Origin of the sequence: Desulfitobacterium sp. (genome assembly GCF_035539115.1) — a bacterium.
In the GTDB taxonomy this organism is placed as follows: Bacteria; Bacillota; Desulfitobacteriia; order Desulfitobacteriales; family Desulfitobacteriaceae; genus Desulfitobacterium_A.
The window spans coordinates 45,729-60,814 of record NZ_DATLJA010000043.1 but is presented as its reverse complement, the minus strand read 5'-3'; the positions used below and the strand labels follow the sequence as shown (position 1 = coordinate 60,814).

General features: G+C 42.2%; 16 protein-coding genes and 1 tRNA gene. 1 reads left to right on the top strand and 16 read right to left on the bottom strand.

Annotation, left to right across the window (positions count from 1 at the left end; all coding sequences use genetic code 11):
- Positions 1-59: 59 nt before the first annotated feature.
- The 14 genes from ychF to VM640_RS08320 all read right to left on the bottom strand — a co-directional run bounded on the left by ychF (position 60) and on the right by VM640_RS08320 (position 12,739).
- Positions 60-1,160, bottom strand: a complete 1,101-nt coding sequence (gene ychF, locus VM640_RS08385; protein ID WP_325391170.1) for a redox-regulated ATPase YchF — start codon at positions 1,158-1,160, stop codon at positions 60-62.
- A gap of 39 nt (positions 1,161-1,199) precedes the next feature.
- Complete coding sequence (locus tag VM640_RS08380) at positions 1,200-1,403, bottom strand: DUF951 domain-containing protein (RefSeq protein ID WP_325391168.1); 204 nt, start codon at positions 1,401-1,403, stop codon at positions 1,200-1,202.
- Positions 1,404-1,415: 12 nt separating this feature from the next.
- A complete protein-coding gene (locus VM640_RS08375; RefSeq protein WP_325391166.1) occupies positions 1,416-2,276 on the bottom strand; it encodes a mechanosensitive ion channel family protein in 861 nt (286 codons plus the stop codon).
- 49 nt (positions 2,277-2,325) lie between these two features.
- On the bottom strand, positions 2,326-3,072 hold the full coding sequence (locus VM640_RS08370) for a CvpA family protein (RefSeq protein ID WP_325391164.1): 747 nt from the start codon (positions 3,070-3,072) through the stop codon (positions 2,326-2,328).
- A 357-nt stretch (positions 3,073-3,429) separates the two neighbouring features.
- A tRNA-Sec gene (locus tag VM640_RS08365) sits at positions 3,430-3,527 on the bottom strand.
- An 85-nt stretch (positions 3,528-3,612) separates the two neighbouring features.
- On the bottom strand, positions 3,613-4,239 hold the full coding sequence (locus VM640_RS08360) for a CBS domain-containing protein (RefSeq protein WP_325391162.1): 627 nt from the start codon (positions 4,237-4,239) through the stop codon (positions 3,613-3,615).
- A 377-nt stretch (positions 4,240-4,616) separates the two neighbouring features.
- Complete coding sequence (locus VM640_RS08355; RefSeq protein ID WP_325391160.1) at positions 4,617-5,321, bottom strand: ABC transporter ATP-binding protein; 705 nt, start codon at positions 5,319-5,321, stop codon at positions 4,617-4,619.
- Positions 5,321-6,088 (bottom strand): ABC transporter ATP-binding protein, encoded by a 768-nt coding sequence (locus VM640_RS08350; protein WP_325391159.1) that lies wholly within the window; start codon positions 6,086-6,088, stop codon positions 5,321-5,323. Before VM640_RS08350 ends, VM640_RS08355 begins: the two co-directional genes overlap by 1 nt.
- Positions 6,066-7,022 carry a branched-chain amino acid ABC transporter permease gene (locus VM640_RS08345; RefSeq protein ID WP_325391339.1) on the bottom strand — a complete coding sequence of 319 codons (957 nt, stop codon included), beginning with the start codon at positions 7,020-7,022 and terminating at the stop codon, positions 6,066-6,068. The genes VM640_RS08350 and VM640_RS08345 overlap by 23 nt, the downstream gene beginning before the upstream one ends.
- 9 nt (positions 7,023-7,031) lie before the next feature.
- Positions 7,032-7,919, bottom strand: a complete 888-nt coding sequence (locus VM640_RS08340) for a branched-chain amino acid ABC transporter permease (protein ID WP_325391157.1) — start codon at positions 7,917-7,919, stop codon at positions 7,032-7,034.
- 137 nt (positions 7,920-8,056) lie between these two features.
- Complete coding sequence (locus VM640_RS08335; protein ID WP_325391155.1) at positions 8,057-9,235, bottom strand: ABC transporter substrate-binding protein; 1,179 nt, start codon at positions 9,233-9,235, stop codon at positions 8,057-8,059.
- A gap of 140 nt (positions 9,236-9,375) precedes the next feature.
- A complete protein-coding gene (gene selB, locus VM640_RS08330; RefSeq protein WP_325391153.1) occupies positions 9,376-11,274 on the bottom strand; it encodes a selenocysteine-specific translation elongation factor in 1,899 nt (632 codons plus the stop codon).
- A 261-nt stretch (positions 11,275-11,535) separates the two neighbouring features.
- The gene (locus VM640_RS08325; RefSeq protein ID WP_325391151.1) at positions 11,536-11,664 is read right to left on the bottom strand and encodes a hypothetical protein; all 129 of its coding nucleotides are present in this window, start codon (positions 11,662-11,664) and stop codon (positions 11,536-11,538) included.
- A gap of 43 nt (positions 11,665-11,707) precedes the next feature.
- Positions 11,708-12,739: a YkvI family membrane protein gene (locus VM640_RS08320; RefSeq protein ID WP_325391149.1), complete on the bottom strand. Its 1,032-nt coding sequence runs from the start codon at positions 12,737-12,739 to the stop codon at positions 11,708-11,710.
- 108 nt (positions 12,740-12,847) lie between these two features.
- Here VM640_RS08320 and yyaC point away from each other — a divergent pair, with 108 nt between their 5' ends.
- Positions 12,848-13,417 carry a spore protease YyaC gene (yyaC, locus tag VM640_RS08315; RefSeq protein WP_325391147.1) on the top strand — a complete coding sequence of 190 codons (570 nt, stop codon included), beginning with the start codon at positions 12,848-12,850 and terminating at the stop codon, positions 13,415-13,417.
- A gap of 52 nt (positions 13,418-13,469) precedes the next feature.
- On the opposite strand, the gene VM640_RS08310 is transcribed toward yyaC, so the two are convergent.
- Both VM640_RS08310 and VM640_RS08305 read right to left on the bottom strand, forming a co-directional pair.
- Positions 13,470-13,973, bottom strand: a complete 504-nt coding sequence (locus VM640_RS08310; protein WP_325391145.1) for a DUF4446 family protein — start codon at positions 13,971-13,973, stop codon at positions 13,470-13,472.
- 37 nt (positions 13,974-14,010) lie between these two features.
- Positions 14,011-14,715 (bottom strand): DUF554 domain-containing protein, encoded by a 705-nt coding sequence (locus VM640_RS08305; protein WP_325391143.1) that lies wholly within the window; start codon positions 14,713-14,715, stop codon positions 14,011-14,013.
- Between the last annotated feature and the right edge of the window lie 371 nt (positions 14,716-15,086).

Here is a 15,086-nt window from a genome sequence, read left to right as displayed (position 1 = left end):
TTAAATATTATAGCATCATCGCCAAAGATTTGCAAACTGACGACGCCCTTGTTTAATAGTTACACATTAAATCGGAAATGAACAATATCCCCATTAGCCATGACATAATCTTTACCTTCCAGCCTGACAAGGCCCTTATCCCTAGCAGCATTTTGGCCACCCAGCTCAACAAAATCCGCATAAGAAACCACTTCAGCCCGAATAAACCCACGTTCAAAATCCGTATGAATTGTACCTGCCGCTTGAGGAGCCTTTGTCCCTTGGTGAATTGTCCAGGCTTTGACCTCCATCGGTCCTGCCGTGAAAAAGGTCATGAGCCCAAGAAGATGGAAAGCAACCCGAATCAAGCGGTCAAGGCCCGATTCATCCAATCCTAAATCTTCTAAGAAAATCTTTTTCTCTTCTTCCTCAAGCTCGGCAATTTCTGATTCAATTTTGGCACAGACCACAACCACTTCCGAATCTTCCTTGGTCGCAATTTCCCGCACCTTTTGGACATATGAATTTTCCTCGTTGTGGGTTAGCTCCTCTTCACTCACATTTGCCACATACAATATGGGTTTCAGCGAGAGAAGAGAAAACGTTTTAAGTATTTCTTTTTCTTCATCCGTATAGCTCAGGCTGCGTGCTGCATGGCCCTCATCAAAAGCTTCTTTCAGCTTAGTTAATAACTCAACTTCGGCCTGGGCCCTTTTATCCCCTGATTTAAGAAGCTTTGTCGCTCGCTCGGAACGCTTCTCTACACTCTCCATATCCGCAAAAATAAGTTCCAGTTGAATCGTTTCGATATCTCGTTCGGGATCAACGCTCCCCTCAACATGGACGACATTACTGTCATCAAAACAACGAACGACATGCACGATGGCATCAACTTCCCGAATATGTGATAAAAACTTATTGCCCAGTCCTTCGCCTTTGCTTGCTCCTTTAACTAAGCCCGCAATATCCACAAACTCAACCGTTGCCGGAACAATGCGATCCGGATGAACCATATCTGCTAACACCCCAAGTCGGGAGTCAGGAACATGGACAATTCCGACATTCGGATCAATCGTGCAGAAGGGATAATTGGCAGCCTCTGCACCTGCTTGGGTAATCGCATTAAATAACGTAGATTTTCCCACATTGGGTAACCCCACAATTCCTGCATGTAATGTCATATTATATCCTCCATCACTTTGAATCTTATCTAGTCTGTCTTAAATTTCAGGTGGTTTCTCCACCTTTTGCAATATCTCCTTAATTTGGCGTTCAAGTTTTACCCGTGGGATCCAGGCCTGGTGCTGACAACCCAAACATTGAATTCTAAAATCCATGCCCGTACGCATAACTTTCCAGTCTGTGCTGCCACAGGGGTGCGGTTTACGTAGTCGAATGATATCTCCAACTTGTAAGGGGATCATTCTTCACTCCTCCTAACTAACGTCACTATTTTTCTTGGTGATGACAAGGTTCGATTGTGGAATCCGAATTCCTTCCGCCAAAAAAGCTTTATGGATCCTTCTTCTAAGTTCACGTTCCAGACCCCACTGCTCATCGGCTACTGTATATGCAATCACACGAAGAACAACATTCAGTTCTCCGAACTCAATTACCCCTTGAACCTCCGGAGGTTCGATAATTTTTTCTCCATATTCAGTCTGAACCTCCTTGCAAACTTTATGCATGACCTCCATAGCCCGATCCAGATCCTCAGCATAGGGGACCTGAATGTCCACCAAAGCCCTCATTTTCCCCCGGTTATAGTTCGTTACAGCAGTAATACCCCCATTAGGGATAATATGGAGTTCGCCACCCGAATCGCGTAAGCGAGTCGCGCGGAGTCCGATCTCTTCAACCGTTCCGGAAAATAAACCTACTTTAATAAAATCACCTACGGAGAATTGGTCTTCGAAAAGAATAAAAAAGCCACCAATAATGTCCTTCACCAAGCTCTGCGAACCAAAGCCCAAGGCGACACCTAGGACGCCAGCAGAAGCAAGCAAGGTTCCGGTATCGAAACTCGGAAAAACTTTTTGCAAGATATGAACTATGACCGTAAACGTTATCACATAAAAGGCAATACTTCGCAAAAGAGGGAATAAGGTGTTAGCTTTACGTTGATCGAAAAGAACTTTTCTTTCTCTCTTGAGGAGCACCCCACGCAAAAAATAGACGACAAGCATATAGCTAACTCGGGCGACAAAAAGCACTTCAATGATATAGATTAAAGTTTGAAGCAAAAATGAACCCGTCTGTTGCCAGTTGAAGTTTATGATTTCTAGCAGTGAATTCATCGTAATTCTAGACCTCGCCCTTCCGCTTTTCAGTAGATTAACCTAAAAACTAATTTGCGATTCCGATTCCTTGCATCAGATTCAAAGGCAAGTTCACCTGAGTGAGTTCTAAACGGAAGATCGATTTTAATCCCTCAAAGATTTGAACGAGGTAAGGATAAAACCAGGCTTGCTGCAAAAGAGCAAGAGAACCATTTTCACCGAAAATCGTTAAAAAGGGTGAAATTAAACCAACGATGACGGCGATCCCCACCAATGCACCCAAGGCACCGAATAGGAATCCTCCTCCGCGGTTGACTGTACCACCAAAAAAAGCCAAAGGAGTGAGTACAATGGTCGCTAAGATTTGAAGGATAAGGACCACGGCGCAATAGGTTACGAAAAAGGCTAGGATCCGCATCAAATTATCCGTCAAAACTCCAGCCATATTCTGGGTAATCGTTTTCACCATATTTTGAGTATACGATTGGAAGTCCGGCACGGTACCCGACCCGATTAAGCCTTGAAGTTCTTTAGGAATCATCGAAAAGATACGATCTATCGCCTGTTGTTGTGTGGTTTGGGCCTGAGATTGAACCGACGGAAGCACAAAACGATAGACTACAGGTTCCAGCCACTGCCTGAGAGGTGTATGCTGTTCTACCCATCCAAGCACGTTAAGGTATTCTTTGACCGCAATATAGAAACCCAAAAGACTCCCCAATAGACTGACAAGTCCGGAAATCAAGCCTTTCCGATATCCTTGCAAAGCCCCTAGAATGAGAAAACCGAGGATCAGAATATCAAATATATTCACAAAATCTCCTCCATCCCAGATTTTCCAGCCCACATAATCTTATACTATTCTATTTTCCCCGAAAAAATCCTGCTCCGCCTCCCCGCCTAAAGAAAACTTGGGTGCCTTGTTTGCGCAGGAAATTACCCGTAGGTAAAGAAAACCCGGCTTTCGTCGAGCCTTAGCGATATAGAAGACTTAGCCAGTGCAAAGCGATGGCTCTAGTCGCCTTATCCTGCCGGACATAAATTCTTGCATCGTAGGATAACGAAAGCCGCTGGTTGCACTTATACTATCTGCCGGAAATTTATACTTTCTGTTAGTAAAAAAAGAAAGAGCAGCCTGTGCTGCCCACTTACACCCTGTTAAGTTCTAGTTTGGCGGGGATGCGTGCGAATCGAACACACCCCGGAACGTTCTACGTCCCGGCTCGCGGATTTGAAGTCCGGGGGCAGCACCAGCCACCACTCATCCCCAACGTTTCACGCTTTATATTATAGCAAATTCTAGAGATGATGCAAACCTTAGCGCATTCAGTTTGCTCTGATTCTTCTCAATTTCTTAATTGCTTAATTCATACCCTTTTTCTGAAAGCGCATCTTTAACTTCCTTCACTCGATCTCCACTTAAACGAACCAATATTTGGACCTTATTATTCTTGAGGTGATAAACCGCTAAACTCGTCATATCGACGTCATAATCCTTAATGATGGTCGAAAGGTCCACCATAACCCCGACTCCATCTTTTGTTTCAATAACCACTCGTTGTCCAGGACTACGAAAACCCATGATATCCAAAAAAGTATCAAAAATATCGGTCTCCGTAATAATTCCAACTAACTTCTCTTGATCTAAGACCGGTAACGATCCGATTCCGTGATCCCGCATTAAAACGGCCGCGTCCTCAATCTTTGTATCTGGGGAACATGTGATAACCTTCTTCACTGCAACATCCCGAATTAAAGTTTTGGCGACGAGATAATTCAGTTCGAAGATGCTGAGCGTTGTAGCTGGAGAAGGAGAAACTTCCCGTAAATCTCCGTCCGTTACGATACCCACGAGTTTCCCTTTTTGGACAACTGGGAGTCGATTGATTTTCTTCTCACGCATCAGCGTCATCGTATTGGCAACATTATCCTCAGGACCTACGGTAAAAACTTGTGAGGTCATAAATTGATTAACATACAATCGAATTTCCCCCTTCGCTTGGCCTCAATCGATAAACTATTATGGAATCTAAATTATAAATTCCTTAGAAATCTTTATTCTAGCTTTTAACCCATTATCCTTTTCTTTGCTTTTTATCCTACGATGAATGTTGTTTACGCCGGCAGGATAAGGCAACTATAGCTTCTGCCTTCGCATTAGCTTGGCACAAGCTAAGTTTTCTTTATCCTACGATGCATGCATTTATGTCCGGCAGGATAAGGCAACTATAGCTTCTGCCTTCGCATTAGCTTGGCACAAGCCAAGTTTTCTTTATCCTACGATGCATGCATTTATGTCCGGCAGGATAAGGCAACTATGCTGTCGCCTGCGCAAAGCTTGGCAACAGCAAGTTTTCTTTATCCTCCTAAGTATGCCTTTCGAACTTCCTCACTACTCTCCAGTTCATTAGCACTCCCAGAAAGAACAATCTTTCCCGTTTCCAAGACATAAGCTCGGTCCGCAATTGAAAGCGCCATATGAGCATTCTGCTCCACAAGAAGAACAGTGGTTCCTGTTTTATTAATTTCTTGAATAATAGAGAAAATCTGTTTGACTAGAATGGGGGCTAAGCCCATCGACGGCTCATCAAGGAGGACTAACTTCGGTCGAGACATTAGGGCTCTGCCCATCGCGAGCATTTGCTGTTCTCCTCCCGATAATGTTCCTGCTAGCTGCCCTTTTCGTTCCAGTAAACGTGGAAAAAGTGAATATACTTTTTCAATGTCTTTTTTGATCTCAGATTTCTCCTTACGGAGATAAGCACCGAGCTCCAAATTTTCTAATACGGACATATTGGTAAAGACACGTCTACCTTCGGGCACTTGAGAAATCCCCAGGGAGACAATTTTCTGAGGTGGTACATGGGCTAAATCTATTCCGTTAAATTTAATATTCCCCTCTTTTGGTCGAAGAAGTCCTGAAATTGTCTTCAGACTGGTACTTTTACCTGCTCCATTGGAACCGATCAGGGTCACAATCTCCCCTTCATTGACTTCCATGGAAATTCCTTTAAGGGCGTGGATTGCGCCATAGTAAACATTTACATCTTGAAGAACAAGCATTAGCCTACCTCCTCTCCCAAGTAAGCTTCGATAACCTTAGGATTTGATTTAATTTCTTGAGGTGTCCCCTCAGCAATAATCGTTCCATAATCCAAAACATAAATTCTTTCGCAGACTCCCATCACAAGCGACATATCATGTTCAATTAAAAGAACGGTCAACTGAAATTTTTCTCGGATGAAACGAATCAAATCCGTCAGTTCATGGGTTTCTTGCGGATTCATCCCTGCTGCCGGTTCATCCAAAAGTAATAATTTCGGGCTTGCAGCCAAGGCACGTGCGATTTCCAATCTGCGTTGTTCTCCATAAGGTAAGTTTTTGGCCATCTCTAGGGCATAATCTTCGAGTCCAAAGATCTTGAGTAACTCCATTCCTTTCGCTTCCATCTCAGCCTCGCCCTTGTAATATGAAGAAAAGCGGAAAATGGCGCTCAGGCTAGAGTACTTAGCGTGCTGATGAAAGGCAATTTTAACATTGTCTATAACATTCAGGTCTCCAAAGAGCCGAATATTTTGAAATGTACGGGCCATCCCGAGATGTGTAACCTGATACGGTTTTAACCCGGACACATTTTTCTCTTCGAAGAGGATTTCCCCTTCGCTTGGCACATAGACTCCTGTTAAAAGATTAAAGATCGTGGTTTTTCCAGCACCGTTAGGGCCAATCAACCCGACTAATTCACCGCTCTCGATATTGATATTTAAATTCGTGACGGCTTTCAAACCTCCAAAGGATTTCGAGAGATTATTTACTTTTAGAAGAGGCATTTTTCTCACCCTTCTTTCGTAAGAAATTGAGGCTAAATTCTTTCGTGCCCATTAGACCCGTAGGGCGGAAAATCATCAAAGCGACCATCAAAACTGCCGTGATAACCAAACGCCATTCGGAAAGACTCGACAAGGCAGCAGAGATAAATGTCATAAAAATTGCTCCCAAAATGCTTCCGGTGAGACTCCCTAACCCGCCGAGTACAACCATAACTAGAATATCAAACGATTTGAGGAAGTTAAAGGTTAAGGGATGAATTAGGTACATATAATTTGCATAAATTCCTCCCGCTAATCCCGCGAACATCGCACCAATTGTAAAGGCGATCACCTTATATTTGGTTGTATTGATTCCCATTGCTTCAGCCGCTATTTCATTTTCTCGAATTGAAATACATGCACGACCATGGGTTGATGCTGTAAAGTTACGAATCGCCAACACAGACATAACCATTAACCAAAAGGCCCACGTCCAATTAATTGTACTAGGTACGGAAAAGCCTGACGCTCCACCAGTATAATCCATATTCATAAAAATAACGCGCACAATTTCACCGAGACCTAAGGTCGCAATTGCTAGATAATCTCCCTTCAATCGCAGTGTTGGCAATCCAATCAAAACACCCGCGACCGCTGCTGCTAGTGCCCCTGCGATTAAGGCCATATAAAGAGGCCCACTAAATTTAACTGTAACAATAGCTGAGGTATATGCCCCAATTGACATAAAACCGGCATGTCCAATCGAAAACTGCCCGGTTACTCCATTGATTAGATTAAGGCTAACCGCCAGGATAATTGAGATGCACGCCATAATAAAATTAAGCTGGAAAAAGGGAGGCATAATCTCAGTCAGATTTAAAAGCTGAACAATTCCATAGATTAGAACGACTCCGATAAGAATTATAATATTCTTTAGTTGAAACCAGTGCTTCATCTCAATCACCTACACTTTCTCTCGTACATTTTTACCAAAGAGGCCATTGGGTTTAATGATGAGCACAAGAATAAGGATGAAGAAAGAAGCAGCATCTCGCCACATCGAACCTCCCAGTCCTGAGACTAGGGTCTCAATCAGTCCTAGAATCAGCCCTCCAGCCATTGCCCCTGGGATCAATCCAATTCCACCCAGAACCGCAGCGATGAAAGCTTTTAAACCAGGCATAACTCCCATTAACGGATCAATCTGGTTAAAGTAGACACCAAAAAGTACCCCTGCAGCTGCTGCTAAGGCTGAACCAATTGCAAACGTTGCTGAGATAGTATTATTGACGTCGATCCCCATTAATAGTGCCGCATCTTTATCCAGGGAGACGGCACGCATTGCTTTGCCAACCTTAGTATATCTCACTACCACCTGTAGAAGAACCATCAGAGAAACCGAAGTAACGAGCATTACAACATCACCATATTTGAAAGAAATTCCTGCTATATTATAAATAGTCTCCGGCAAAACTGGAGGATACGTTCGGACTTGAGGACCAAAGAGGAGCATCCCTCCATATTCAAGAAATAAAGAAACACCAATTGCTGTAATGAGTACAGCGATTCTTGAGGCATTGCGCAATGGTTTATAGGCAATGCGTTCAATTAGTACTCCTAAAATTGCTGAACCGAGCATTGCTATTAAAAGGGCGGGAAGAAAAGACCAATGCAATTTTGTGATCGTAAACCAACCAATATAAGCCCCGATCATGAGAACATCCCCGTGTGCAAAATTAATCAATTGAATAATTCCATAAACCATCGTATAGCCCAGAGCCATTAAGGCATAGATACTTCCTAACGAAACTCCTTGCACTAAAAGCTGAATAAATTGTTGAAAACTAACCATGTTCTCACTCCTCTCTTAAAAATCTTAACTTCATTCAAGAACAGTAATAGGAGGGGGCAATGCCCCCTCCGTTTTAACCCAAATCCAAGGACTAATAAATTAAAAGTTACTTGGGCTAATAACTAATAAAATTTAATTTATTTAGGATTAACTCTACTCGCAAACGCCCACTTGCCATCTTGATAATGAAGGACTACAGCACTCTTACTTGGATTGTGTGTTGCTGCATCTACTGTGATATCTCCAGTAACTCCCTTCAGGCCTTTTAAACCTTCTAAGGCTGTACGGACTTTTTCAGGATCCGTACTACCTGCAGTTTCAATGGCTTTGATCATCATCTTAGCTGCATCATATCCTAAAGCGGAAAAACCGGTAGGTGTCTCATTGTATTTTGCTTGATACTGTTTAGCGAATTCAACCAAACTTGGATCGTCCATAGCTACATGGTCAGAGTAATAAACATTGGTCATATAGTTTGCTCCAGCAATTTTCGTAGTTTCGTCTCCATTCCAACCATCTCCACCTAACATAGGAACAGTGATACTCAGTTCACGAGCTTGTTTGACAATCAAACCTACTTCGTTATAATAACCCGGTACATAGATCACATCCGGATTTTGAGCTTTGATTCGTCCCAAAATTGGTTGAAAGGCCTTATCCCCAGCGACATAATTTTCTTTTGCTACGATCTGTCCACCTGCTTTAACAAAGGTATCTTCAAACGCTTTCGCTAATCCTTTAGCATAATCTCCATTGGTATCAATTACAATTGCGGCTTTCTTAGCTCTAAGGGTATCTGCCGCAAAAGTTGCTCCAACATTTCCTTGGAAATCATCGATAAAGCAAGCTCTAAAAATCCATTGGTTCAGTTTTCCATCCGTAACCGTTAACGCTGCATCCGTTCCCGAAGGAGTTACCAAGGGAACCTTATATTGGGTAACAACCGGGATGATGGCTTTAAGGGTTTTCGTGGTCATAGGTCCAAGCATGGCAACCACTTTCTCTGACGTAATTAGCCGTGAAGCTTGGGCTGTGGATTCACCCGGTTCAGATTTATTATCGGCCTCAATCAATTTAATTTGTTTGCCGCCTAATACTCCACCATTGGCATTTTGTTGTTCAATCGCCAGGAGTGCACCATTCAAACCTGCAGTTCCGTACTGAGCCGCCCCACCTGTCTTCTCAAAGAGACCGCCAACTTTGATTTCTCCACTACTGCTCGCTCCGTTTGAACTTGTTCCACCTGATGTTCCGCATCCTGCAATTAAGGATAAGCTCAAAACTGCTACGGTTGCTAAAGTAAATATCTTCTTCATCTGCTTTTCCCCTCCCGATCATTTTTCAATCGAAACTAATGAAAATCCTAATTTTAGTTCATTTTATATTTTATATATCAAACTGTCAATAACTATAACTGTCTTAGTATAAATAGATACAGTAGATACAGTATACATATTTATCGATTGAGTACCCGCTTATCGCCTTGCCGTTTCGTCAGCTTTTGTTGATCAAAATATTCAAGGAGCGGAACAGCGTATTTACGAGAAATTCCCCACAACTCTCGTACATCAACGACTGCAACTTCCTTATTCTGTGTAATTAAATCTACCAAAGCAACCTGCGCTTGCCTCAAAACCTCACGATTAAAGTACAGTCCTGTGATCGTAACCCATTCCCCTTGTTCCACCAAGTAGCTGGCGAATTCTAAGCTCTCTCCTTTATTGATTCCACATTCCTGAGCCCCCGCTTCGAGCTCGGGAGGCATTAGGCCTGCAATTTGCCATCTATTCTTGAGACAATTAAGTTTCGGGGTCAACGATTCGGGTAATTGAAGGTCCTCAATGGAGCTAACCTTACTTCCGGTTAGACGATAAAACCGATGTTCAGCACCAAGTTCCAAGACATTTTGCCAGCGTCGTTGCGTCCATTTAACTCCTAGTTTTACCTTTAATTCTTCGCGGCTGATCCCTCCTCGCAAAGGAAATTCCTTTTGATAGGATTGAACAATTTGATTTAATTGGTCGCGCCAGTGCTCTGCCGCCTCATGGGCCCAAAAAAGAGGACTGTTTTCTTCTTTCCAAATTTCAATTTGGCCTGAATCTTTCAGTTGTTGCAATCCACTTTGGATCTCACTTTGTTCCCAATGAAAAGACCCCGATAATTCTTGCACTGTGTGTGGTTCATGTAATTCCCGTTCAAGTAAAACCAGTGGATCACCCTGATCTTTAATCTTCAATTGAGCTAAAACAGTTTCCTTAAATCTTTTTTTCTTATATTCTGCGATACCCAGAATTTTACCCCCACCAATTGTAAAAGCTGGTGAATAAAATCGAATCACAAAGCGATCTCCGGCAACGGCTACAACAGGCTCCTCGAGTAGGATCTGAGCATATCCCTCCTGTCCAGGGAGAAGTTCTTCGTGTTCTAAAAGATGCACTCTTCCCAGCGCCTCCACAGTTCCAATATGAAAACGTACTCTTTGCCGTTGGGTAATGGATTTATCCATGGATGCTAAATTTCTAAGTTTTAAATCGAGGATGTTTCCGACCGGATAAGCTCCAGGTGTAGTAAGCACAGCACCTTTTTCAACGTTATAGACATTAACTCCAGCTAAATTTACCGCTACCCTTTGGCCTGCAAAAGCGCTTTCAACCTTTTCATTATGAACTTGAAGTGACCGCACTTTGGCTAATTTATAGCCCGGTTCTATTGCCAATTCCTGTCCTAAACGAATTGTCCCATTATGGAGAGTACCAGTAACGACGGTTCCAAAACCTTGAATACTAAAAACACGGTCGAGAGGGAGTCGAATAGGCCCACTGGCAATTTTACTCTCTGCATCCGTTAGCAATTGATCGATACCTGTTTTCAGTTCTGGGATTCCTTCGCCTGTATGAGCAGAAACTAAATAGACTGGAGCATTGGCAAAAAGTGTACCAGTTAAGCCCTCATTAATCTCCGCCTGGATCAGTTCAAGCCATTCGTCATCCACGAGGTCGATCTTGTTAATAACCACAATCCCCCGGGATACTCCAAGCAAGGTTAGAATATCCAAATGTTCACGAGTTTGGGGCATAATCCCCTCATCCGCCGCAATAACAAGGAGTACTCCATCCATTCCGGTCGCTCCAGCCAGCATCTGCCTAATAAAGCGTTCATGGCCGGGAACATCAATGATTCCTACTTGCCTTCCACTAGGTAGGGTTAAAGAAGCAAACCCCAATTCAATGGAAATTCCTCTTTGCTTTTCCTCTTTAAGTCGATCAGTCTCAATTCCTGTCAATACACGGATAAGTTCTGTTTTGCCATGATCGACATGCCCTGCCGTTCCTAATAAATAATGTCTATCATCCATAAGTGTTCCCCTTGTCCTTTATTTTGCCAGATTTTACGAAGAAAACTGGGCTTCTGTTAACTTTTTAATGTGCAATCTCGTTGCTTCGTAACCGTATCAGTCAAGGTAATAAGGCATAAGTATAGCAATATTGAGCTCGTTCTATCCTTTAGCTGCGTTATATTGCCTAAATTCCGGGTATCTAATAACAATTCATGCGTTGAATCACTCTCCTGTGGATATCTTATCCAAAATCTTGCGAACCAGCAAGAGCTTATCCCTTTAGATTCGATCTTTACTGATGACCGTTTGGTCATATATCTTTATATTTACAAGCAAACGTTCGTCTTTGAGAATTGGCCTTGTCCCGACCATGCTATTTATCCGCTCCAGACCATATAAAAAAGGCACGCGTCAGGTAAAACAGCAGGGTGCTCCTTTTGCCCCCTCCCTATTAATGTTTTCGCCACCTTATAAACAGGAGTGGCAAAAGGAGTAGACCAATATAGCCAAACAAGGGATATACAAATTTAACGATAATCGAGAACCTAACTCCGGCTAAAGGAAAGGCTAAAAGGAGCAAACCCAAAGAGGTTAGGCGATAATTAATTTTTCCTGCAGCAACGATTCGGGTCACTAAGCTGAAGGCATTTCCAATAGCTGCCGTTATCATCGCCAGCCATAAAACAAATACATAGAGAAAAGCAGGCCATCTCCCAAGTTTACCTGCGACAGCGACCATCGGAATTTCTAAGGCTTTAACTTCTGGAAAACGAAGTAATGCTGCTCCGATAACCCCAGCGAATAGCCCTAATGCTCCCCCACCTAATAGCGCTCCGAGTCTTGCCCCTGGTTTTTGAACTTCCTTTCCAAGAGATGCGAAAACCACCAAAGCCAGCGTTAAGTTAAAGGAAACATAGAGAATTGCTGAGAAAATCCAGTTCTGAATCAGTGGATTAGAGGAATATACGACCCCTTCCCCATCCCCTTGAGTGCCTAATAATATAGCAAGTATAGCTATCCCTAGGCAGAAGAGGAACTTAAGGGGGATTAGGACTGTATTGATCCAAAGTACACCCTCTCCCTTGAACCATACAGATAAAAATATAACACACGCCGTCAGGAGAATCCCCGTCCAAGCACTTAAACCGAAGTATTGATTAAATAAAGCACCCGCGCCTGACATCATTGCTATCATTCCTACGAAGAGTAAGATACTTATCAACATATCAATCCAGGGGCTCCATTTTTCGCCCATTAATAAGCTGAAAAAGTCGGTATACGTGGATACTTTCCACCTTTCCTGAAGATCAAGCATAATCCAGCCAAAGGCTGAAAAGAGACAGGCACTCAAAATTATCCCTGCTAACCCCCTATACCCAAAGTTGGCAAAGAACTGCTGAATTTCTTGGCCTGAGGCGAACCCTGCACCCATAATTGCTCCCACATAGGTTGCAGCGACCTGAAACGCTACTTTCCACTTCATCAAATCCCCCCTGCTCATGAATATGGCTTTTCCTTATTTATGATGCATAAACAAGGGGTCAAATGGCAATAATTTAATTAAATATAAAATTTTAGTAGGAGGTAGGCAATGAGCCTTCTTTCAGCGTTTACAGAACAGCAGAAAATCAAAGCTCATTTTGATGATAAATTAGCAACGAGTCATCTCGTAGATAAATTGGCTGATCTCTTTTCTGCTTCCCATCAACGACCTCCTATTATTTTATGTATTGGCACAGACCGCTCAACAGGAGATTCGCTTGGACCATTAACCGGCACGTATCTCAACCGACTTGGTCTCCCTCAATTGACTGTTCTAGGTACACTTGAACAACCTGTGCATGCAACTAACCTCACTGAAAACCTAGAGTATATCCAACATTCTTATCATAATCCTTATATTCTGGCTATCGATGCGTGTCTCGGTAAAATGGATTCTGTCGGACATATTACTTTAGCTAAGGGCCCTTTGAAACCCGGTGCAGGTGTACATAAAGACCTCCCCTCGGTAGGGGAGGCCCATTTAACAGGTATCGTTAATGTTGGCGGTTTTATGGAATACATGGTCCTTCAAAATACGCGTCTGCATTTAGTTTGGAAGATGGCCGAAGCAATGAGTGATTTATTGTCAAAAGCATATATACGTTCTTACATTTCTTGATTTTATTTATCTTTTAAACTTTTTTAAGCCATATTCACTGCAAAGTCCTTATTTATATGTGTAAAGTATCTTGGGCCTTCTCAAGCGCTTGTTTCTCCTCATCCGATAAATGATATGTGGATTTTCCTGCCGCAACTGGTTTCGCATACACACGTGACTCTTCCCGGCTATTGATCGAAGAAAGAACAACTCCATCACCCTCTTGATTTATGAGAGCAAGGGCAAAACTCAGGTCACTTCCCATATTATCAAACGCATTGAACCGAATTAACTCCGCACGGTCAACAGATTTGCGAACTTTTTCTTCAACTTTCACGAGACGCATATCTTGTTTTTTCAGTTGATTGCCTGTATTCTCAACTTCTTGCAGATATTTTTCGAGGAGTTGGTCTAATGTTTTACCACTCATAAACGTTTGCATAGCGATATGTGCTTTTTCAAACCTTTGTAAGCGTCTTCGTAACGAATAAATAAAGAAATAGGGAATAATCGCTAATATGGCGATACCCAGAATAGCCCACCCATAAATTGGCATACCATTCATAAAATCAATCATTTTTATCCTCCTACGTCAAGTTCATATCTACCCTAAATCAGCCACCTAAATGATAATAGTTAAAAATTAATGTTAAAGGTATAGCAACAAAAATACTCGGTAATAGATTTCCCACTTTAATCTCTTTAATTTCGAGAATTGTTAATCCGATTCCGATAATGAGTAAACCGCCAGTAGCACTCATTTCAGTGATAACAGGAGCAGATAATACGCCTTGAAGAAGTCCGGCCGATAAGGTAATCCCTCCCTGATAAAGAAAGACTGGGATAACTGACGCAATTACTCCAATCCCCATCGAAGAAGCAAACACGATCGATGAAATACCGTCTAGCATGGCTTTAGCATATAAGATATCATGAACACCCTTTAATCCACTTTCTAAAGAACCCATGATCGCCATTGCCCCGACACAAAAGATAAGACTTGAAGATACGAAGGCCTTGGTAAAGTTACCTTCTTTTTGGTTTCCCTTTGCTAAAGTTTTCTCTAGCCATTGCCCGAATTGGTTGAGTCTCAGCTCAATATCGATCCATTCTCCAATCACACCTCCGATCACTAAGCTAGCAATAACAACTAAGGTATTCTTTGTTTGGAGTGCCATACTTACCCCAATAAGCATAATCGCTAGGCCCAGTCCTTGTATTACAGTCATTTTCATCTTTTCAGGAAGGGCTTTTCCAAATAAAATCCCCAACAATCCTCCAACCAAAATGGCCATCGAATTTACTATGGTCCCTAACACATCTCTACCTACCTTCTCTGGTTTGAAGTTCCACGTGGAACATTTCAGCGTATATAACCCTAGATTGTATTTGATTATCGAGTCCTTTTTAAAGGGCAGGAAGCATTGATAGCTAGCAGTATAATAATTTCAACTAAATTCCGAAAGTAGTAGGTTAGTTGAAATCAATTAAATTCTTGAATAAAATTATAGGTTATTTTAATCTATTTGTCTTCAAATATAGTTATTGGAAATATATACATGATGCAAGAACACTGTTCCACGTGGAACATCTTAAAGAACATCTTAATTGTTCATTCATTATAGCAATATTTATTGTTAATGAACTTAGCTCTTAAGTTTATTAGAAACAGCTCTAAAAATCATAAAAA